Here is a 20,219-nt window from a genome sequence, read left to right on the forward strand (position 1 = left end):
AGTAGTCCCGTCCCGCACCGCTCGGCACTCCCCCGGCCGGGACGGTCCGGCCGCACGGGGGTGCCCGCTACCGTTCCGGGATGTCCGTCGACCTCGCCGCCACGCTGGCCCGGCCCACCACCCTCGGCGCCCTGCTCGCCGGCACCCGGCACACCCTGGCCGAACTGCTCGGCCCGGTACCCGTACCCGACCTGGACCTCGTCGCCGACCGGCGTACGTCCAGGGGCAGCGGGTCGATCCCGGGCGGCGCCTCGACCCGGCCGAGTTGGCCGGTACCAGCATCGGAGACCCGATCCCGGCCGAGTCCGCCACCAGCCCCGGCACGGCGCACTACGAGATCGACGTCCCGGCCAGTGGCGACGTGGTGTGGCTGACGGTCATCGACCACCTGCCCGAGGCCGGCGGTGGGGTGGAGGCGGTCTTCAGCCCCTGTCGCGCCTGCGTCGGCGTCGTGCTGGCCACCGCCCTGGCGCTGACCGCCGCCGAGCTGACCGGTGGCGAGTTCGTCGACGAGCAGATCCGGATGCTCCGGCCCGGGCCGACCGACCCGGGCCGGTTCGTCGCCGCGACCCGGCTGGCCCCGCCGCCGGACGACGACTTCGCCCTCGGCTGCGAGCGGTACCTGCGCCAGTTTCCGGCGCTGAACGGCTGGCCCCGGCGCCGCTCGATGCGCTGACCGGCCGGCGGCCGGCGGGCGGTGCACGGCCGGGATCCGCCGGTCGCCGCAGCGCCCGGTTGGGCGTGGTGAAAAGCTGACGGGTATGAGTTCCGACAGCGCACCACCCGCTCCGCCGGTCAGCACCAGCCCGAACGACTCCGACGACGGCTCCGGCACCTTCGCCGACCTCGGGCTGCGGACCGAACTCCTGGACGCGCTCGGCACGCTCGGCTACGAGGAGCCGACCGCCATCCAGCGGGCCGCCATCCCGCCCCTGCTGGCCGGCCAGGACCTGCTCGGCCAGGCCGCCACCGGGACCGGGAAGACCGCCGCGTTCGCGCTGCCGCTGCTGCACCGGCTGCCGGAGGGGCGGCGTTCCGGTGCGCCGGTGGCGCTGATCCTGGTACCGACCCGGGAACTGGCGGTGCAGGTCTCCGAGGCGATCCACCGGTACGGCCGCGAACTCGGCGTACGGGTGCTGCCGATCTACGGGGGCCAGCCGATCGCCCGGCAACTGCGGGCACTGGACGGCGGAGTGGACGTGGTGGTGGCCACCCCGGGACGGGCGCTGGACCACATCGCCCGGGACACTCTCCGACTCGACGGCCTCGCGACCGTCGTGCTGGACGAGGCGGACGAGATGCTCGACATGGGGTTCGCCGAGGACATCGAGGCGATCCTGCAACACGTACCGGAGCAACGGCAGACGGTGCTCTTCTCCGCCACCATGCCGGCCCGGATCGACGGGATGGCCCGGCAGTACCTGCGGGACCCGGCCCGGATCGAGATCGGCCGGCAGCCGGCGCCCACCGGCACCGCCCCGCTGGTCCGGCAGACCGCGTACGTGGTCGCCCGGGCGCACAAGCCGGCCGCGCTCGGCCGGGTACTCGACGTCGAGGCGCCGACCGCGGCGATCGTCTTCTGCCGCAGCCGGGAGGAGGTCGACCGGCTCACCGAGACGATGAACGGTCGCGGCTACCGGGCCGAGGCGCTGCACGGCGGGATGACCCAGGAGCAGCGGGACCGGGTGATGGGCCGGCTCCGGGCGGGTACCGCCGACCTGCTGGTGGCGACCGACGTGGCCGCCCGGGGGCTGGACATCGAGCAGCTCACCCACGTGGTGAACTACGACGTGCCGTCGGCCCCGGAGTCCTACGTGCACCGGATCGGCCGGGTCGGCCGGGCCGGCCGGCAGGGGGTGGCGATCACCCTGGCCGAGCCGCGCGAGCACCGGATGCTCAAGACCATCGAGCGGACCACCGGGCAGCGGATCTCGATCGACAAGATTCCGACCGTGGCCGACCTGCGGACCCGGCGGCTGGAGATGACCCGGGCGGCGCTGCACGAGAGCCTGCTGGAGGACGACCTCGACCCGTTCCGGGTGATCGTGGAGACCCTCACCGACGAGTTCGACGTGATGGAGGTGGCGCTGGCGGCGGTCAAGCTGGCGCACGAGTCGGCCGGAGGCGGCCCGGTCGACGAGGAGGAGGACATCCCGCAGGTGGCGTTCCGGTCCGACCGGGACGGCCGGGCCCGCCGCGACGGTGGCCGGGACGGCGGCCGGGACGACCGGCGCGCCGCCCGGCCCCGCTCCGGCGACATGGCCTGCCTCTTCATCGGGGTCGGCCGGCGGGCCGGGATCCGCCCGCAGGATCTGGTCGGGGCGATCACCGGCGAGACGGCGGTCAGCGGCCGGGAGATCGGCTCGATCGAGATCGCCGACCGGTTCTCGCTGGTCGAGGTGCCGAGGTCGGCGGCGAACGAGGTGATCACCCGGCTCCGGCAGAGCACCATCAAGGGCCGCAAGGCGACGGTACGCCGGGATCGCGAGGTCGGCCGCGACCAGCGCGACGGCTGAGTCGCCGCCCCGCCGCGACCGACGACGTGGCCGGGTCGCCGGCCGTGGCGACCGGCGGCAGGGCCGGGGCGCCGCCCGTGGCGGCCGGCGGCAGGGCCGGGTCGACGCTGTCAGCGGGTCGGCGCCGGTGCCGGAGGGACGGGGTAGCGGACCCGACGGACCCGACGGACCGTCATCGGAGGAGGGGCAGGTGGACGGGGCGGACCCGGATCGCTGGTCGGCGGTCGCCGCGGGCTGGGCCGAACTGTGGGGTGGCTTCGCCGAGCCGGTCTGGCGGGTCGTCGCGGCGGCCGGCGGGATCGGGCCGGGTTCCCGGGTGCTCGACGTCGGCTGTGGCGGCGGCGACCTGCTCGGCTATCTCGACCGGCTCGGCGCGACGACCGCCGGGATCGACCCGGCGCCCGGGATGCTGGCGCTGGCCAGGTCCCGGCTTCCCACCGCCGACCTGCGGATCGGCGACGCCGAGCGGCTACCCTGGCCGGATCGGACGTTCGACCTGGTGACCTCGGTCAACGCCGTGCAGTTCGCCGACGACACCCTGGACGCGCTGGCCGAGTTCGTCCGGGTCACCCGCCCCGGCGGCCTGGTCGCGATCGCGAACTGGGCGGAGGGGCGGCAGAACGACCTGGACACGGTCGAGCGGGCGGTCGCGTACGCCGCCGGCGAGGAGCCGCTGCCCGACGGCGAGTTGCGGGAGCCCGGTGGGCTCGAACGGCTGCTCGCCGACGGTGGGCTCGACCTGGTGGCGGCCGGGCTGGTCCAGGTCCCCTGGTACGTGCCCGACGACGACGCGCTGGTGCGTGGCGTACTGCTGGGCGAGGATCCGGAGACGATCGCCGCCACCGCGCCGACGGTACGGGAGGCGGCCCACCCGTTCCGGCAGCCGGACGGCGGCTACCGCCTCGACAACGCGTTCCGGTACGCCGTCGGCCGTACTCCCGGTCCCCGACCGTGCTCCGTACACCTCGCTCGGGCTGGTTGACCGGACGACCGCGACACCCCGCCGACCAGGCGTACCGGATGTACTATCAATTCACAGTCATCAATTGACTGTCGTCGGACGACCCGATCTCGCGGGGTGAGCGAACCCATGACACTGCCGCTACTCGTACCCGCGTCGGCCCGACCCCGTCGGGCCCTGACCGTGCTGGCCACGCTGGCGCTGCTGCTGGCCGGATCGCCCGCCTCCCCCGCCCGGGCCGCCGACCTCGACCGGGCCGCCGACGTCGACCGAGCCCCGGTGGACAACCCCTACCTCGGCGCGACGGCGTACGTGAACCCGGAGTGGTCCGCCCGGGCCCGCGCCGAACCCGGCGGGGCGGCCGTCGCCGACCAGCCGACCGGGGTCTGGCTGGACCGGATCGCCGCCGTCGCCGGCACGCCGGGACGGATGGGGCTGCGCGCCCACCTGACCTCGGCGCTGGCGCAGGGCGCCGACCTGGTGCAGCTGATCCTCTACAACCTGCCCGGCCGGGATTGCAACCGCCGGGTCGGCTACGGCGAGCTGGCCATCGACGAGCTCGACCGGTACCGGACCGAGTTCGTCGACCCGATCGTCGCGATCCTCGCCGACCCGAGCTACGCGGGGCTGCGGATCGTCACCGTCGTGGAGCCGAACTCGCTGCCGAACCTGGTCACCCACACCTCGCCGCGCCCCGCCGCGACCGCCGGCTGCGACCGTGCCAAGGCCGGCGGCGTGCACCTCGCCGGCATCGGCTACGCGCTCGCGCGGCTGGCCACCGTGCCGAACGTCTACGCCTACCTGGACGCCAGCCACCACGGCCAACTCGGCTGGTCGGACGACGGGGCCGCGACGGCGGCACTGCTACACCAGGCGGCCACCACCGCCGGCAGCACCCCGGCGGCCGTGCACGGCTTCACCGTCAACGTCGCCAACTATTCGGTACTGCGCGAGCCCTACCTCGACGCCGACGACGTGGTGCACGGCCAGCCGGTCCGGGAGACGCCCTGGATCGCCGGCAACGCGTACGTCGACGAGCTGCCGTACGCCCGGCAACTGCGCCAGCACCTGGTCGCCGTCGGCTTCTCCACCCGGATCGGCATGCTGGTCGACACCTCCCGCAACGGCTGGGGCGGACCGGCCCGGCCCACCGGCCCGGGACCGTCGACCAGCGCCGAGGAGTACGTCGAGGCGGGCCGGACCGACCGGCGCGGCTATCTCGGCAACTGGTGCAACCAGGTCGGCGCCGGACTCGGCGAGCGGCCGGTCGCGGCTCCGGAGGCCGGCATCGACGCGTACGCCTGGATCAAGCCGCCCGGCGAGTCCGACGGGGCCAGCGACGTGCTCGGGGCGAACCGGCCGTACGAGCCGATGTGCGACCCGACGTACCGCCCGCACCTCTTCCCGACGGTGACCAGTGGGGCGATGCAGAACGCCCCGCAGGTCGGCGAGTGGTTCCCGCCGCACTTCCGGCAACTGCTGGCCAACGCCTGGCCGCCGCTCTGATTGACCACTCTGGACGGCGCTCTGACTGCGACCGTGCTCCGGCCGGGCAAGCCGGAGCAGCGGCCCGCCCTCAGTAGTAGTTCCGCATCAGCTCCTCCGCCCAGCCCGGCTGGGTCACCGGGGTGCGCGGGGCGAACTCCCGCAGGTACGGCTTGACGTCCAGCACCGGCGTACCGTCGAGGGCGTCCAGGTCGGCCACGTGCAGGTCCCGGCCGTCGACCCGGAGCAGACGGCAGCGCGAGACGGCGAGCCGGTTCGGCCGGTTCGGACCCCGCGAGGCGAAGATGCCGACCACCGGGAAACGGTTGTCGCCGCGCGGATGCCGGGCCGCCGGGCTCACCCGGTCGGCGTCGACCCGGTCGAAGAGGAACACCACCTCGAGGTGGGAGAAGTCGGCCAGCCCGAGGGCCGCGTCGGCGGGCAGGTGTTCGGCGATCCGGATCACGGACCGCACGTCCCGCCACTCGTCCTCGAACGCCTCGGCCCGGCCGCCGATCACCCGGCCGACCGGCTCCACCTGATAGCTCATCTCCACCTCGAAGTAGTAGTAGTTCGGGCTGTCATCGTAGGGACCGCGCCGCCGCCTCCGTCGCACTGGGTAATCCAGACCGGCTCCAGAAATTGGGGTACGCCGGTTGCTACCGTTTACCGGCCCGCCGGGAAAAAGGGGGTGACCAGGCACATTGTCTTCACTCGACCACACCGTCGACCCGCAATTCGCGCGGGTGTCGGTCATCGTCCCGAACTACAACAAGGAAAAGACCCTCCGGGCCTGTCTCGCCGCGGTCTACGCGCAGACCCGCCCGCCGGCCGAGGTGATCGTCGTCGACGACGCGAGTACCGACCGGTCGCGGCAGATCGCGGCCGAGTTCCCCTGCACCGTACTGGCGTTCCCGGCCAACCGGGGCGTCTCGGCGGCGAGGAACGCCGGTGCCGCCCGAGCCGGCGGTGACCTGCTCTTCTTCGTCGACTCGGACATCGCGCTGGCGCCCGACGCGGTGGCCGGGGCGGTGGCGGAACTGCGGGCCCATCCGGGCTGCGGCGTGGTGCAGGGGATCTACGACCTGACGCCGCTCTTCCCGGACGGGCCGGTCGAGTCCTACAAGACGCTCTTCGAACACTTCTGGCGGCGCCGCGACGTCGGGGTCACCGCGATCACCATGTTCGCGCTCACCGCCGTTCCCCGGGCGGTCTTCGAGCTGGTGGGCGGCTTCGACGAACGGCTGCGGGACGCCGAGGACGTCGAGTTCGGCACCCGCCTGCCGGCGTCGTACGAGATCCGCACCAGCGACCGGGTGGTGGGCCGGCACGACGACGTGGACCGGCTGGGGCCGTACCTGTCGGAGCACTTCCGCCGAGCCCGCACGTACGCCGGAGCGGTCGTCGCGGCGCGCTGGGCGCCCGGGTCGGCGAAGTCCGATGTGGATCAGGCTGAGCGGCGGGCGCCGCACCGGATCGACCTCGGCTCGGTCGTCGGACTCTTCGGCAGCGCCCTCGCGGTGGCCGGGCTGCCGCTGGCCGCCTGGTCACCGTGGCTGCTGCCGGTGCCGCTGGCCGGGCTGGTCGCCTTCCTCGGCGCGGACCGGGCGCTGCTCGGGTTCGCACTGCGGCAGCGCGGGCCGGGCTTCCTGCTCTTCGCCACCGGGATGCGGTTCCTGACCCACCTGACCGAGTTCACCGGGCTGGCGCTCGGGCTGGGCCGGGCCCTGCTCCGGCGTCCCCGGCCCGGCCGGGTCGCCCCGCTGGCCCCGGAGTCGACCCGGTGACCCGCCCACCCGGCCCAACCCCCTCGACCCGCCCCACCGGCCAGACCGGCTCGGTCGACCGGGCTGGCCGGGGTCGGCTGGGCGCGGTGGTCGAGGCGGTGCAGCGCGCGATCGGGCGGCGGCCCGGCTGGTGGCGACGGGTCAACCAACTGCTGGTCGTGGTCTTCGTGCTGGCCCTGACGGCCGGGCTGGTGCTGTTCCTGCGGGACCAGGACTGGACACCGGTCCGGGCGCTGGCGCAGCGGCTCGACCCGGTCCAGGTCGGACTGGTACTCGGCGGTGCGCTGCTGGTCAACTCGGTCGGGCTGCTGCTCGGGTACCACTCCTGGCAGGCGCTCTTCGTCGACCTCGGTGCGGCGGTGGACCGGTGGACCGCCGCCCGGTTGTTCTTCGTCGGCTTCCTCGCCAAGTTCGTCCCGGGCCGGTTCGTCGCGCTGCCGGTACTGCTCCGGATGGGTAAGGAGATCAACGTCGGGGCGGTACGGCTCGCGGGGGTCTTCGGACTCAGCTGGGTGGTGGTGGCGCTGACCGGGATGACCGTCGGCCTCGCGGCCGGGCCGGCGGTACTGGACCGGGCGACCGGCTGGATGCTGCTCGCCGTACTGCCGCTGGTGGCGCTCTTCGTCCGCCCGGACCTGCTCAACCGGGGGCTTGCCGGGACGGCGCGACTGTTGCGCCGGCCACCGCCGCAGGTGAGCGCGTCCCGGGCCGGCGTCCGGCGGGCGATCACCACGCAGTCGCTCTCCTGGGTGGTCTCCGGGCACCACCTCTGGCTGCTGGCGGTGACGGCCGGCGCCCCGCCGCTGCGCTCCTACCTGGTCTGTGTGGCCGGTTTCGCCGCCGCCACCGTGGCCGGGTTGCTGGTGATGGTCGTCCCGGACGGGCTGGGCGTCCGGGAGGCGGTGCTGATGGTGGGGCTGTCGACCGTGATGCCGGTGTCGGTGGCCGCCCCGGTGGTGCTGACCAGCCGGCTGGTCTGCGCACTCAGCGAGGTCGCGGTCGGCGCGGGCGGGCTGCTGCTCGCCCAGTACGTCCACCGGCGCCGGCTCGGCCCTCGCGGTGGTGCCGACCCCGCACTGACCGGCTGACCCGGATCCCGTTCCCGCCGGTCGTCCGGCCAGCCAGTCGGAAAGCGTCGTCGTTCCCGGAAACCGCCGGGATCCCGTCCAGGTCGAGAAATGATCGCGTCCACGTCGAGAATGTCGGTGACACCATGTCGAATGCGTTGGTCCGTGCGGTGGCACGGCTGATCCGAGTCCCGGTACGGGTACTCGTCCGAGCCAATCCCAGGATCAACAGGGCGTGGTGGAACGTCCAGTACGCCCTGGGGTTCTGGCGCTATCTCGACGACATGTCCGACGGGGACATGCCGCTGTCACTGATCGAGAGCTGGGCGCCCCGACCGGCGATTCTGGACCTGGGTTGCGGCACCAGTGCCAACCTGCCGCTGACGCCGGGTCGATACCGGCACTACCACGGTGTCGACCTCAGTTCCCGGGCGATCGAGGCGGCCCGGGCCCTGGACCGGCCGGACACCACGTTCGAGGTGGCCGACATCCGCACCTTCGACACGACGCACCGGTACGACGCGATCCTGCTCCGTGAGGTCGTCTACTACCTGACCGAGACCGAGGCCGCCGAACTGCTGCGGCGGCTGCCCGCGATGCTGACGCCCCGGGGCCGGATCGTCGTGCAGATCTACGACGAGGCCCCGGCCGAGGAGTTCGCCCGGATCGTCCGGGCCTGCGGCCTCTCGGTCGCCGAGGAGGTCCCCGCGCGCCTCGGGGACGATCCTGCCGGTGCCTTCTTCGTGCTGACCGGTCAGGAGGGGATGGAGCGGGCCGATGGCACCGGGCGCGGCGGATCCGCCGGGTTGGATTCCGCCGAGCCGGCCATCGAGCCGGGTCACGCCGGGCCGGGTCGCGCCCCCTCGGGCGACTCCCGGTCGGGTGACGCCGAGCCGGTCGCCGGGATCAGACCGGGACCCGCCGCTCCCACCACGGCCGCACGGTGACGGGTTCGCTGCGCAGCAGCCGCCGGTGCAGGTCCTGGAGCCGGTGTCCCGGCTCCACCCCGAGCCGGTCGGCCAGGGTGATCCGGGCGTCCTCGAAGGCGGTCAGCGCCTCGGCCCGCCGCGACGTCTGGCCGAGGACCACCAGCAGCAGTTCCCAGAGCCGCTCCCGCATCGGCTGCTCGGCGAGCATGCAGCGCAGCTCGGAGACGAGGTTCTCCACGTCGCCGAGGAGCAGCCGTACCCCGGTGGCCTCCTCCACCGCGTCCTGCCGCAGCTCGGTGAGACGGATCCGTTCCGCCTCGGCCAGCGGCCCCGTCGCCTCCTGGAGCGCCAGGCCGGACCAGCGGGACAGCGCCTGCTGGAAACAGTCGAGCGCCCGGGACAGCTCGCCCTGGGCCCGGGCCGCCCGGGCCACCCTGACGTCGTGCTCGAACCGGGTGACGTCGACGGCGACCGCCGGGACGTCGAGGGTGTATCCCGGGCGGGTGGACCGGAGTACCCGGGCCAGTGCCGGCGGCCGGCCCGGATGCTCCAGCACCCGGCGCAGCCGGCCGATGTAGGTGTGCACCATGTTCTCCACCGAATCGGGCCGGCGCCCGTTCCAGATCGCGTCGACGATCTGCGGCACCGACATCACCATCCCGCAGCGCAGTGCCAGCACGGCGAGCACCTCCCGCTGCCGGGGAGTGCCCAGGTAGAGGTTGGTACCGCCCCGCTCGGCCCGGATCGGACCGAGCAGCAGGATCTTCAGGTCGTCTTCCGACATCTTCACTTCCCCCTAGAGAGGCATCGCTGCTTCCCCCCGCACGGCCGGGCCACGCTGCCCGACGTCGTCGTACGCGAAACGGCACGTCGTCACTACCGGTCGGCACCGGGTACGACGAACCGCAGTCCCCGGTCGAGCAACCGGGGAAGTACGGTTTCCAGGGCTGCCACGGTCTGCGACCGGTCGCCGCCGCCGTCGTGGCAGAGCAGGACGTGCCCGGGCCGGCACCGGGACAGCCGCCGGACGATCCGGTCCACCCCCGGGCTGCGCCAGTCGCTCGGGTTGACCGTCCAGTCCACCGGCACCAGGCCGAGGTCGGCGGTGGTCCGCAGTACCGTCGACGACCAGTTGCCGCCCGGTGCGCGGAACAGCCGGGGCGTGGTCCCGGCGGCGTCCTCGATCTGTCGCTGCGCCGCCACGATCTCGCTACGCAGCCGCGGCGCGGGCAGCGCGGCGAACGGCTGCGGATGCGTCATCGAGTGGTTGCCGACCAGGTGTCCGGCGTCGCGGATCCGGCGGGCCAGCCCGGGGTGTTCGGCGACCCGGGCACCGATCAGGAAGAAGGTGGCCCGGACCCGGTGCCGGTCGAGCAGGTCCAGGATCCGGGGCGTCCACTCGGGATGCGGCCCGTCGTCGACGGTGAGTGCCACGCTCTGCCCGGCCACCCCGAAGACCGGCCGGTGTCCGTCGCCGAGCATCGGCCGGCGGCACCGGAACTGCTGTGCCCGGAGCGCGAACAACAGGTAGTGCAACGCCTGGGCCGACAGGTACGGCCAGGAGATCCGCCCGGTGCCCGGCTGCCCGGTCATCGCCGGCCCGCCTCGTCCGGGCCGGGGTTCCGCCGGAGGCTCGCCGCGTCCGGGTTCAGCCGCTCCACCCGGGCCGGGACCTCGTCGACGCCGATCTCCGGGAGGCGCCCCCGGCCACCGATCGGCCCGCTCATCGCGGCAATTTCGCGGCGGGCACCCGGGCCGGGCCGAAGTCCCGGTCCACCAGGTGCCGCAGCCCTCCGACGACGGCACCGGCCACGATGGTCACCTGGACGAGCAGGTGCACGGCGTAGAAGAAGGCGGCGAAGCCCGGGCCGCGGCGGCGCAGTACGAAGCGCAGCAGTCCCGGGTCGGCGGCGACGAAGAGCGCCAGCAGGACGAGTGGGACCGCGAGCAGCACCGGGGCGTACAGCCCGAGCGGCAGGGTCAGCGGCACCAGGGCGGCGCTGAGCAGTCCGGCCGGGGTGTTGGCCCGGATCCCGGCCGGTCCGCGCTCGGCCCGGGCGACCGGGACGAGGAGCTGGGAGCGGCCGAACTGCTTGCGCAGCAGCCGACCCAGGTGGCTGTCGTCGTCGTGCCGGCAGACCACGGTGTCGGTCAGCACGATGCCGTAGCGGTCGCCCATCCGGTCGCCGATCTCGACGTCCTCGGAGGCGCGCAGCCGCTCGTCGAATCCGCCGACGTCGGCGAAGACCGCCCGGCGGATCAGGCAGACCGCGAAGAGGGTGGTGCGGACCCGGCCGACGTGGCGCAGCCGCCAGTAGTGGCCGTGCAGCAGCCGGTACGCCTCGACCGGGCCGTCGTCGTGCAGCGGCCGGAGCGCGTAGATGCCGTGTACGCAGGCGACGTCCGGCTCGGCGGTGAGGATCGCCAGCGCGTTGGCCAGGGCGTCGGGCTCGGGGGCGCAGTCGGAGTCGACGAAGAAGAGCAGCTCGCCGACGCTGGCCCGGATGCCCCGGTTGCGGGCGGCCGCCGGCCCCGCGTTGCGGTCGGTGACCAGCAGCCGGCACGGAAACTCGGCGGCGATCTCCCGGGTGTCGTCGGTGCTGGCGTCGTCGACGACGATGACCTCGGTGACCGGGTGCCGTTGCGCGTAGACGGCCGCCAGGCAGGCGCGGAGAGTCTTCGAGCCGTTGTGTACGGGGATGATGACCGACACCGTCGGCGACATGTTCACCCACCTCAGCGGGATTGCGGGACAACCGTCAGGGACATTGACATTACGAGATCTACTCCGTCGCGACCAAGCTATCCAGTCGGTTGTCGACTGGCAAGCGTTGCCTTACGTAGTCAAGGTTGCGTCCAGCACCGATCCAGAGAAGATCCCGTACCAATCGATAGCGTCACGACATGCCCAATCTGGTCAGCCTGTCCGATTGCGATCGACTCACCGTTCGCGAGGTGCACGACCTCTATCGTCGTTACGTCAACGCGAGCCAGGTCAGCCTGATGACCTCGTTCGGGTTCGGCCGGGAATTGGTCGACCACGCCGAAGGCGCACACCTGGTACTCCGCGACGGCCGTCGCGTCCTCGACCTCACCGGAGGCGTGGGCGTACTCAACCACGGTCACAACCATCCGCGCATCCTGGCCGCCCGGCAACGGTTCGCGGCTCAGCGGCGGATGGAGGTGCACAAGACGTACTTCTCGCCGTACCTGGCGGCGCTCGGGCACAACCTGGCCCAGCTCCTCCCCGGTGACCTGCGGATGTCCTTCCTGCCCAACTCGGGTGCGGAGGCGGTCGAGGGGGCGGTGAAGCTGGCGTACAAGTACCACGGCGGCCGGCGCGGCACGATCCTGCGGGCCGACTGCGGGTTCCACGGAAAGCTGCTGGGTTCGGGCGGGCTCACCGGACAACCCTCGTTCAGCTTTCCCACCATTCCCGGCATAGTTCCATTTACGTATGGGAATCTGGACTCCGTCCGGGAGGCGGTCCAGGCACATCCGGACGATGTCTACGCTCTCATCGTCGAGCCGTTCAGCGCCTCCACCGTGACTTGGTGCGACGAAGACTTCCTGCGTGGCATTCGGCAGCTCTGCGACCGGCACGACATCGTGCTCATCTTCGACGAGATCTACACCGGTTGGGGTAAGACCGGCAGTCTCTTCTACTTCATGCGGTATCCGGAGCTGGTCCCGGACGTCCTTACCACATCCAAGTCATTCGGCGGTGGAAAGTCATCGATTTCTGCATTCGTGGCGCGGGAAAGGGTGTTCCGGAAGGCGTACGACAACCTCACCGACGCGCTACTGCAGAGCACCAGCACCACCTACTACGGGATGGGCGAGGAGTGCGTCACCGCGCTGGAGGCGATCAACATCGTGGTGGAGGACGACTACCCGGCCCGGGCCCGCGAGCTGGAGCGGGTACTCGAACCGGCGCTGAAGCGGCTGGCCAAGGAGTTCCCGGACGCGGTGGGCCGGGTGGCCGGGGCGGGCGCGCTCTGGGGCGTACAGATCGACGGCGGCCCGAAGATCCTCGACCTGGTGGCCCGGCTCGCCCCGGCCGGGATGGCCCGGGACCCGCGGTTCAAGGCGAAGCTGGTCACCTGCGCGGTGATCCAGGCGCTCTACCGGGACCACGACATCTTCACCTACTACACCCTCAACGGCCGCAACCCGCTGATCCTCGGCCCGTCCCTGGTCACCGACCCGGCCGACGTGCAGCGCGCCTGCGACGCGCTCGGCGAGGTGCTGGAGCAGGGCCTGGCCAAGCTGGTCACCCGGTTCGTCGCGCAGAAGGTGGGGTCCGCGCTGTGGTGATCACCGTGACCGGGGCGGCCGGCATGCTCGGCTCCCGGCTCGTCGAGCGGCTGACCGCCGACGGGCACCGGGTGTGCGGGGTGGACCTGCGGCCGGATCCCGGCGTCACCGTGGTCGGCGACATCCGGGATCCGGCGGTGATGGCGCGGGCCACCGACGGCGCGACGGCGGTGCTGCACTGCGCGGCGGCGCTGCCCAGCTATCCGGCCGCCGAGATCCGCTCGATCATCGTGGACGGCACCGGGAACGTGCTGCGGGCCGCCCGCAGAGCCGGGGTGGAGCGGGTGCTGCACGTCTCGTCGACCGCCGTCTACGGACTGCCCCGCCAGGTGCCGACCCCGGAGGAGCACCCCCGGGAGCCGGTCGACACGTACAGCGCGGCGAAGGTGGCCGCCGAGGAGATCGCCGAACGGTACCGGGCCGACGGGCTCCCGGTCGCGATCCTGCGGCCGAAGACGTTTCTCGGGCCGGGCCGGATGGGACTCTTCGCGATGCTCTTCGAGTGGGCCGAGGAGGGCCGGAACTTTCCGGTACTCGGCCGCGGCGACGTGCGGATCCAGATGTTCGCCGTCGACGACCTGGTCGACGCGGTGCTGACCGTGCTGGCCGCACCCGACGAGGTGGCCAGCGACACCTACAACCTGGCCGCGGAACGGTTCCGTACTCTGCGCGAGGACTTCCAGGCGGTGCTGGACGCGGCCGGGCACGGCAAGCGGGTCGTCGGGATACCCGCCCGGCCCGCGCTGTTCGCCCTGGAGTTGCTGGAGCGCAGCCGGCTCTCCCCCGTCTACGGGCGGCTGCTGCACAAGCTCCGGTACGACTCCTACGTGAGCATCGACAAGGCCGTCGAGCGACTGGGCTTCGCCCCGAAACTGTCCAACGAGGACGCGATCCTGCGCACCTACGAGTGGTGGCGCGCGGAACGCCACCTGACGCGTCCGTCCCGGGGCGGCCGGACCAGCCGAGACCCGTGGCGGCAGGGCGTGCTCTCCCTCGCGAAGATCTTCTTCTGATCGGAGTCGAAGGTGTCTTTCTCTGAGCGGAACCGAGGGTGACCGCCGTCGAGACGGTCGTCGAGACCGCCGTACCGGCCGCAGCGGGACGCGGCATCCCGGCCCCCCGGCTCGCCCGGCACCTGCTGGCACTGACCCGACCCGGTCACGCGGTCAAGAACCTGCTGGCCGTACCGCTGGCGCTGCTCGACACCCCACTGTGGACCGGCGGGGCGCTGCTGCGTACCGGCTGGGCGGTGTTGGTCTTCACGGTGGCCGCCTCGACGATCTACGTCGTCAACGACATCGTCGACCGCCGGCTGGACCGCACCCACCCGGTCAAGCGCAACCGTCCGGTCGCCGCCGGCCTGGTGCCGGTACCGCTGGCCTGGCTGCTCGCGGTCGGGCTGGCCGGGACGCTGCTCGGCCTGGTCCTGGTCGGCCCCGACCTGCCGTGGTGGCCGCTGGTCGGCTACCTCTGCCTCAGCGTCGCCTACAGCCGGTGGCTCAAGCACCTGCCGATGCTGGACATCTGCGTCGTCGCCGCCGGCTTCGTGCTGCGGGTCCTCCAGGGGTACGCCGCCAGCGGGGCGGCGCCGTCCGGGCTGCTGCTCACCGCCGTCTTCGCCGGCTGCCTGGTGCTGATCCTCGGCAAGCGCCGACACGAGCTGGCCGCCGCCGGCTCGGCGCACCGACCGGCGCTGGCCGGCTACAACGTGCTGCTCGCCGACCACCTGCTCGGGCTGAACACCGCGCTGGCCAGCACCACCTTCCTGCTCTACCTGAACACCGACGCGCCGCTCGGACCGTGGCGCCCGGTCACCCTCGCCGTGGTGGTGCCGCTCGGCCTGCTCGCCGCGTTCCGCTATCTCCAGGCCGTACTGGTCCGGCAGTCCGGCGGCGACCCGATCCGGGCCCTGCTGCGGGACCGGATGATCGTGGCCAGCGCCGTCCTGATCGGCACCACGCTGACCCTGGCGGAACTCGGTGCCCGCTATCCCGACCTGTTGAACTGGATGGATCTATGAACACACCGCTGGTCTCGGTCATCGTGCCGAACTACAACTACGCCACGGCACTCGGGCTCTGCCTCGGGGCACTGCGGGCGCAGAGCTATCCGAACCTGGAACTGATCGTGGTCGACGACTGTAGTACCGACGACTCGGTCGCGGTCGCCGAGTCCTACGGGGCGCGCGTGCTGCGTACCCCGAGCAACTCCGGACCGGCGGCGGCCCGCAACCTGGGCGCGGCGAACGCGCACGGCGAGATCCTCTTCTTCGTCGACTCCGACGTCGCCGCCAAGCCGGACGCGGTCGCCAACGCCGTCGAACTGCTCACCGCCGATCCGGAGATCGGGGCGGTCTGCGGCAACTACGATCCGGTGCCGCTGGTCCGGGACAGCCTGCTGGAGGAATACCGCTGCCTCCAGCAGTCCTACTGGCTGATCGCCGACGAGGGACGGATCATGACCCTCTACACCGCGCTGCTGGCGATCCCGGCCCGGGTCTTCGCCGAGATCGGGCCGTTCAACCCGCGACTGCGGGAGACCGAGAACGCCGACTACGGGATGCGGCTCGCCCAGCGGTACCAAATCTGGCTCTCCCCCAAGGTGCGCGGCGTGCACGACCACGACGCCGACCTGGGCGTCCTGGTCCGCAAGGTCTTCACCCGCACCGCCCTGCACATCCCGATGTACGCCCGCAAGCCGGAGTTCCCCGGCGGGCTGAGCAGCGGACCGCGCGCCTGGGTCAGCGTGGCCGCCCTGCTCACCGTGCTGACGTGCGCGCTGCCCGTGCTGTTCGGCGCGGCGTTCCTGGCGGTGCCGCTCGCCGCGCTCGCCGCCTGCCTCGCCGGCGACCTGCCGATGTACCGGTTCGTCCGCCGGGAACGCGGCCTGCTCTTCCTCGGCTACTTCGTCGCGATGCACTTCCTCCTGAACCTGGTGATCGCGGTCGCCGCGATCTCCGGGGTCGCCGCCTGGCTCGTCTCGGGGCGGTTCCGTGGGCTCTACGACCGGCCGGAGGTGGCCACCCGATGACGGTGAACGGTGCACGGCCGGGCGACGGCCCGCTGGTCTCGGTGATCGTGCCGAACTACAACTACGCCGAGTCGCTGGACCTGTGCCTGCGGTCGATTCTGGACCAGACCTATCCGAACATCGAGATCCTGATGGTCGACGACTGCTCGACGGACCAGTCGGTGGCGGTCGCCGAGGCGCTCGGCGTACGGGTGGTGAGCACCGGGCGCAACGGCGGCTGCGGGCGGGCCCGCAACATCGGCGCCGCACACACCAGCGGCGAGCTGATCTGCTACGTCGACTCCGACCTGGTGCTGGCCCCGGACGCGGTGGCGAACGCGGTACGACTGATCCTCGGCGACCTGCGGATCGGCGCGGTCTGCGGAATCGAGGACCCCGAGCCGCTGCTGCACGACACGGCGGTGGCCCGGTACCGTGGCCTGCAATATCACTACTGGTCGATCAGTTCGGAAGGTGACGTGTCGTTCCTCTTCCCGGCCGTCTGCGTGCTGCGCCGGCCCGTCTTCGAGGAGATCGGCCCGTTCAACCCGGGTCTGCGGCACACCGAGGAGGTCGACTACGGCTACCGGCTGAGCCGACGTTACCGGCTGGTGCTCACCTCGCTGGTCCGGGGCCGGCACGACCACGACCACGAGCTGCGCGGGCTGCTGCGCAAGCTCTTCCACCGGGGACGGCTGCGGATCCCGCTCTACGCCCGGGCCCGCCGGTTCGGGCAGGGCTTCGAGACCGCCGCCCGGGCCTGGGGCAGCCTGGCCGCGTTCGGCGTACTGCCGGCGCTGGCGGTCCCGCTGCTGCTCGGCCCGTGGGGGCTGATCGTCCCCGCCGGGCTGTTGGCCGCCTCGCTCGCCTGCGACGCCGGCATGTACGGCTTCGTCCGCCGCCGGCACGGCGTACCCTTCCTGGTCTTCTTCGCCGGACTGCACTTCCTGGTCAACGTCACCATCACCGCCGGGGTCGCCACCGGCGCGGTGCAGTGGCTCGCCTCCGGTACGTTCCGCCGGCTCTACGACGCCTCGTTCCCGGTCGACCCGAGCCCGCTGCGGGGCCCCGCGTGACGGTCGCCGTCCCCGGCAGTGACGGGCTGCTGCCCGGAGGGCCGGCCACCGGCACTCCGGGCACCGGCACTCCAGGCAGCGACACTCCAGGCACCGGTACTCCGGGCAGCGGCGCTCAAGGCACCGGCGCTCCAGGCAGCGGCACTCCGGGCAGCCTTGACCCAGCGGGTTCCGGCTTTACCTTGCCCCCTGAGGTGGAACCGGCGGCAGGGGCACGGCCGGCGGCGGGGGCGGAGCCGGTCTCCGGCGTGGTCGGGCGGGGGCGGCGCGGCTGGCGGTGGTGGCTCTACAGTGCGCTCGTCGCCGCCGGGGCGCTCTGGCTGGCCTTCACCGTGGCACACCTGGTGCTCAGCGGACGGTGGTGGCTGTGGCTCGCGGTCGACGCGGTGCCGCCGCCGGCCTTCCTCGGCGTACCGCTCCTGCTGGCCGTGGCGGCCGCGCCGTGTCGCCGCTCGCGCCGACCGGTGGCCCTGCTGGCCACCGCCGCGCTGCTGCTCGGCGGGCCGCTGTCCGGGTTCAACCTGCGCGGGCTCGCCGGCGGTGACGGTCCTCCCCCACCGGACGCGATCCGGGTCTTCAGCTGGAACACCGGGTACTGGGACGAGGGTGGCCAGACCGACGGCCTGTACGCACTGCTCCGGGCCGCCGACGCCGACCTCTACCTGCTCCAGGAATACTGGTACGAGCACTCCTCCGGACCGGGTGAGGCGGAACTGGCGCGGCTGCGTACCGAGTTTCCGGGCTTTCACGTCGCGGTCGTCGGCGAGTTGGTGACCCTGTCCCGCCATCCGATCCTGCGTCGGCTGCCGCTGGACGCCCCGGACATGCCACCGCCGCTGTGGGGCACGACGGAGCAGTGGCGGTACAAGGTGCTGCGTACCGATCTTGACCTCGGGGCGGGGCGGGTACTGTCGGTCTACAACCTGCACATGCCGGTGCAGTTGGTGCCGGACCACAGTCCGCTGGGTGGCGAGTTCTACCGGGTGATCCGGCAGCAGCACGCGCAGCGCGAGCCGCAGTGGCGGGCGCTGGCCCGGGACGTGGCCGCCAATCCGCAGCCGACGCTGGTCGTCGGCGACCTCAACACCAGTCCGGCAATGGGCGACCTGGCCAAGCTCCCCGACCGGCTCCGGGATGCCAGCTACGCGTCCTCGGCGCGCTATCCGGCAACCTGGTCTGACGCGCCCGGCTGGCCGCGCCTGTGGCGACTGGACTGGGCCTTCGTCTCGGCGGCGGTCCGGGTGCACTCCTACCACTTCGGCGGGTCGACGAACGGCGTCTCCGACCATCGCCCGCAGCAACTGGTGCTCTCACTGCGATGACCTGCCCACGGCGATCGGATCGCCGACCGGGATCGAACCGCCGACCGGAGTCGGATCGCCGACCGGAGTCGGATCGTTGGCGGGGGCCGGGAGCCGGTGGTCGGTGGTCGGGCGCACCCCGCCGCGCGGCCTCGGTGACCGAGTCGAATCCGTCGTTCGGCGGTCCTGCCGTCCTACCGCGTGTCGGGTTCGGTCGGGTCGGCGGCCGGCGTCTGCCCGTCGTCCCGGCCGGTGGCGTCGACGTACCGGACACCGAGCCGGTCCAGCAGCGGTCGGAGACCGTACATGTCCAGTCCGAGCACGCCGTCCGCGAGTTGCCGGCGCTTCTCCTCCTCCCTGGCCTCGCGCTCGGCCCCGGCCGCGGCGACCTGCCGGGCCCGTTCGCGTGGCACCACCACGACTCCGTCGTCGTCGGCGACGATCACGTCGGCCGGACGCACGTAGGCGCCGCCGAGCACGATCGGCACGTTTACCGAGCCAGGGCTCGCCTTGACGGTGCCCTGCGCGGAGACCGCGCGGGACCAGACCGGAAAGCCGAGTTCGGTCAGCGCGGCCACGTCCCGGCAGCCCGCGTCGATGACCAGACCGAGGACGCCACGGGCCCGCAGCGAGGTGGCCAGCAGTTCGCCGAAGGCGCCGTCCGTGCTGGGCGAGGTGAAGGCGACCACGAGTACGTCACCGGGCCGGGTCTGCTCGACGGCCGCGTGGATCATCAGGTTGTCGCCCGGCTGGGCCGAGACGGTGACTGCCCGACCGGCGATCCGGGCACCCGGGTAGATCGGTCTGAGCAGGTGCCCGAGCAGCCCGGTCCGGCCCTGCGCCTCGTGCACCGTCGACACGCCCTGCCGGGCGAGTTGCGCGACGGCGTCAGGCGGTGGAGCGGCGTCGGTCCGGACGATGACGTGATCCGTCACAGCAGCTCGCCTCCGACAACCGGGAACACCCGCTGGTACGCCTCCGCGTGCGTGATCGACCGGTCGCCGCCGTTGCGGACCGCCTGCACCCCGCGCCGTACGCCGAGATCCGTGTAGTACCCGACCAGGTGCCCCTGGGCTCCCATGATCCGCATGGCCTCGACCTTGCGGTCGAAGACAGCGCTGACGTCCAGCAGCAGGTTCGGCACGAAGCCGCACTGCTCGGGCTGGTGCGGCTCGAACTGCAACACGTTCGGGGCGCCGATCGGTCGGGTGTCCCGGTCGTGCCCGGCCGCCTGGGCCACCATCCGGGCCCGGAGCACGATCTCGTGGGTGGCGCGTGGTCGAGGTTGTAGGGATCCTTGGCCGGATGGGTGAGGATCACCGCCGGGTCGACCCGGCGGATCGTCGCGACGACACTGTCGTAGAGGTCGTCGGTGGCGCGCAGCGGGTAGTCCCCCGCGTCGAGGAACTCGATGTCGGCGCCGAGCACCTTCGCCGCCCGACCCGCCTCGTCTCGTCTGGCCTCCTTGACCCGGTCGAGGGTCATGCCGGGCTGTTTCCACAGTCCCTGCGACTCACCCTTCTCGCCGAAGGTGAGGCAGAGCACGTGCACCTGCTGGCCCCGGGAGGCGCCGAGGGCGATGGCGCCACCGGCGCGCCAGACGAAGTCGGCGGCATGTGCGCTCACCACGAGGATCGGACCGCGCCCGATCGGAGACGCTGTCATCGACAATCCTTCCCGAGCGGTTCCGTGGATACGTCGTAGGTCCGGGGTGGAGCCGCCACGCTTGCCGAGGCAGACCGATCATAGGGGCGGCCACACCGACTACCAA

21 protein-coding genes and 1 pseudogene are annotated in these 20,219 nt (G+C 72.5%); 14 read left to right on the forward strand and 8 right to left on the reverse strand.

The annotated features are described in order from the left end of the window. Positions 1–80 precede the first annotated feature (80 nt). The 5 genes from C6361_RS38055 to C6361_RS05835 all read left to right on the forward strand — a co-directional run bounded on the left by C6361_RS38055 (position 81) and on the right by C6361_RS05835 (position 4,983). Positions 81–374, forward strand: coding sequence for a hypothetical protein (locus C6361_RS38055; RefSeq protein WP_159079194.1), 294 nt, complete (start codon positions 81–83; stop codon positions 372–374). Next, a complete protein-coding gene (locus tag C6361_RS05820) occupies positions 362–676 on the forward strand; it encodes a hypothetical protein (protein ID WP_159079195.1) in 315 nt (104 codons plus the stop codon). Before C6361_RS38055 ends, C6361_RS05820 begins: the two co-directional genes overlap by 13 nt. A gap of 85 nt (positions 677–761) precedes the next feature. Beyond that, positions 762–2,516 (forward strand): DEAD/DEAH box helicase, encoded by a 1,755-nt coding sequence (locus C6361_RS05825; protein ID WP_107256140.1) that lies wholly within the window; start codon positions 762–764, stop codon positions 2,514–2,516. Between the two features lie 190 nt (positions 2,517–2,706). Continuing rightward, on the forward strand, positions 2,707–3,498 hold the full coding sequence (locus tag C6361_RS05830) for a class I SAM-dependent methyltransferase (RefSeq protein ID WP_107267025.1): 792 nt from the start codon (positions 2,707–2,709) through the stop codon (positions 3,496–3,498). 108 nt (positions 3,499–3,606) lie between these two features. Beyond that, positions 3,607–4,983: a glycoside hydrolase family 6 protein gene (locus C6361_RS05835; protein WP_107267026.1), complete on the forward strand. Its 1,377-nt coding sequence runs from the start codon at positions 3,607–3,609 to the stop codon at positions 4,981–4,983. A 70-nt stretch (positions 4,984–5,053) separates the two neighbouring features. Here C6361_RS05835 and C6361_RS05840 read toward each other — a convergent pair whose 3' ends face one another. Beyond that, positions 5,054–5,578, reverse strand: a complete 525-nt coding sequence (locus C6361_RS05840) for an SAM-dependent methyltransferase (RefSeq protein WP_234359351.1) — start codon at positions 5,576–5,578, stop codon at positions 5,054–5,056. A gap of 130 nt (positions 5,579–5,708) precedes the next feature. On the opposite strand from C6361_RS05840, the gene C6361_RS39140 reads away from it, so the two are divergent. The 3 genes from C6361_RS39140 to C6361_RS05855 all read left to right on the forward strand — a co-directional run bounded on the left by C6361_RS39140 (position 5,709) and on the right by C6361_RS05855 (position 8,763). Then, positions 5,709–6,749 (forward strand): glycosyltransferase family 2 protein, encoded by a 1,041-nt coding sequence (locus C6361_RS39140; protein ID WP_159079196.1) that lies wholly within the window; start codon positions 5,709–5,711, stop codon positions 6,747–6,749. Beyond that, entirely contained in the window at positions 6,746–7,837 is a 1,092-nt protein-coding gene (locus tag C6361_RS39145) for a lysylphosphatidylglycerol synthase domain-containing protein (protein WP_369931349.1), read from the forward strand. The genes C6361_RS39140 and C6361_RS39145 overlap by 4 nt, the downstream gene beginning before the upstream one ends. A 125-nt stretch (positions 7,838–7,962) precedes the next feature. Then, the gene (locus C6361_RS05855) at positions 7,963–8,763 is read left to right on the forward strand and encodes a trans-aconitate 2-methyltransferase (protein ID WP_107267028.1); all 801 of its coding nucleotides are present in this window, start codon (positions 7,963–7,965) and stop codon (positions 8,761–8,763) included. On the opposite strand, the gene C6361_RS05860 is transcribed toward C6361_RS05855, so the two are convergent. The 4 genes from C6361_RS05860 to C6361_RS05870 form a co-directional block, all read right to left on the reverse strand. Next, positions 8,723–9,529: an AfsR/SARP family transcriptional regulator gene (locus C6361_RS05860; RefSeq protein WP_159079197.1), complete on the reverse strand. Its 807-nt coding sequence runs from the start codon at positions 9,527–9,529 to the stop codon at positions 8,723–8,725. The genes C6361_RS05855 and C6361_RS05860 overlap by 41 nt on opposite strands. Before the next feature lie 92 nt (positions 9,530–9,621). Further along, the gene (locus C6361_RS05865; RefSeq protein WP_234359352.1) at positions 9,622–10,338 is read right to left on the reverse strand and encodes a polysaccharide deacetylase family protein; all 717 of its coding nucleotides are present in this window, start codon (positions 10,336–10,338) and stop codon (positions 9,622–9,624) included. After that, a complete protein-coding gene (locus tag C6361_RS36870; protein ID WP_159079198.1) occupies positions 10,335–10,472 on the reverse strand; it encodes a hypothetical protein in 138 nt (45 codons plus the stop codon). The genes C6361_RS05865 and C6361_RS36870 overlap by 4 nt, the downstream gene beginning before the upstream one ends. Beyond that, on the reverse strand, positions 10,469–11,470 hold the full coding sequence (locus tag C6361_RS05870) for a glycosyltransferase family 2 protein (RefSeq protein WP_107267029.1): 1,002 nt from the start codon (positions 11,468–11,470) through the stop codon (positions 10,469–10,471). Before C6361_RS05870 ends, C6361_RS36870 begins: the two co-directional genes overlap by 4 nt. A 278-nt stretch (positions 11,471–11,748) precedes the next feature. Between C6361_RS05870 and C6361_RS05875 the strand changes: the two genes are divergently transcribed. From C6361_RS05875 to C6361_RS05900, 6 genes are all read left to right on the forward strand, one after another. Continuing rightward, a complete protein-coding gene (locus C6361_RS05875) occupies positions 11,749–13,062 on the forward strand; it encodes an aspartate aminotransferase family protein (protein WP_234359568.1) in 1,314 nt (437 codons plus the stop codon). Further along, complete coding sequence (locus C6361_RS05880; protein ID WP_107267031.1) at positions 13,056–14,075, forward strand: NAD(P)-dependent oxidoreductase; 1,020 nt, start codon at positions 13,056–13,058, stop codon at positions 14,073–14,075. The genes C6361_RS05875 and C6361_RS05880 overlap by 7 nt, the downstream gene beginning before the upstream one ends. A 38-nt stretch (positions 14,076–14,113) precedes the next feature. Continuing rightward, positions 14,114–15,082, forward strand: coding sequence for a UbiA prenyltransferase family protein (locus C6361_RS05885; RefSeq protein WP_107267032.1), 969 nt, complete (start codon positions 14,114–14,116; stop codon positions 15,080–15,082). Further along, on the forward strand, positions 15,079–16,092 hold the full coding sequence (locus C6361_RS05890) for a glycosyltransferase family 2 protein (RefSeq protein ID WP_107267033.1): 1,014 nt from the start codon (positions 15,079–15,081) through the stop codon (positions 16,090–16,092). The genes C6361_RS05885 and C6361_RS05890 overlap by 4 nt, the downstream gene beginning before the upstream one ends. After that, positions 16,089–17,147 carry a glycosyltransferase family 2 protein gene (locus C6361_RS05895; RefSeq protein WP_107267034.1) on the forward strand — a complete coding sequence of 353 codons (1,059 nt, stop codon included), beginning with the start codon at positions 16,089–16,091 and terminating at the stop codon, positions 17,145–17,147. Before C6361_RS05890 ends, C6361_RS05895 begins: the two co-directional genes overlap by 4 nt. Positions 17,148–17,341: 194 nt before the next feature. Beyond that, on the forward strand, positions 17,342–18,469 hold the full coding sequence (locus C6361_RS05900) for an endonuclease/exonuclease/phosphatase family protein (protein WP_107267035.1): 1,128 nt from the start codon (positions 17,342–17,344) through the stop codon (positions 18,467–18,469). Positions 18,470–18,642: 173 nt separating this feature from the next. On the opposite strand, the gene C6361_RS05905 is transcribed toward C6361_RS05900, so the two are convergent. The 3 genes and pseudogenes from C6361_RS05905 to C6361_RS39150 all read right to left on the reverse strand — a co-directional run. Continuing rightward, complete coding sequence (locus tag C6361_RS05905) at positions 18,643–19,383, reverse strand: 4-carboxy-4-hydroxy-2-oxoadipate aldolase/oxaloacetate decarboxylase (protein WP_199853260.1); 741 nt, start codon at positions 19,381–19,383, stop codon at positions 18,643–18,645. After that, the gene (locus tag C6361_RS38065) at positions 19,380–19,706 is read right to left on the reverse strand and encodes a hypothetical protein (protein WP_234359353.1); all 327 of its coding nucleotides are present in this window, start codon (positions 19,704–19,706) and stop codon (positions 19,380–19,382) included. Before C6361_RS38065 ends, C6361_RS05905 begins: the two co-directional genes overlap by 4 nt. 74 nt (positions 19,707–19,780) lie before the next feature. After that, positions 19,781–20,113 (reverse strand): annotated as a pseudogene (locus tag C6361_RS39150) (PIG-L deacetylase family protein); the annotation flags it as partial. Positions 20,114–20,219: the final 106 nt, after the last annotated feature.

The sequence above is a fragment of the Plantactinospora sp. BC1 genome (assembly GCF_003030345.1).
GTDB lineage: Bacteria > Actinomycetota > Actinomycetes > Mycobacteriales > Micromonosporaceae > Plantactinospora.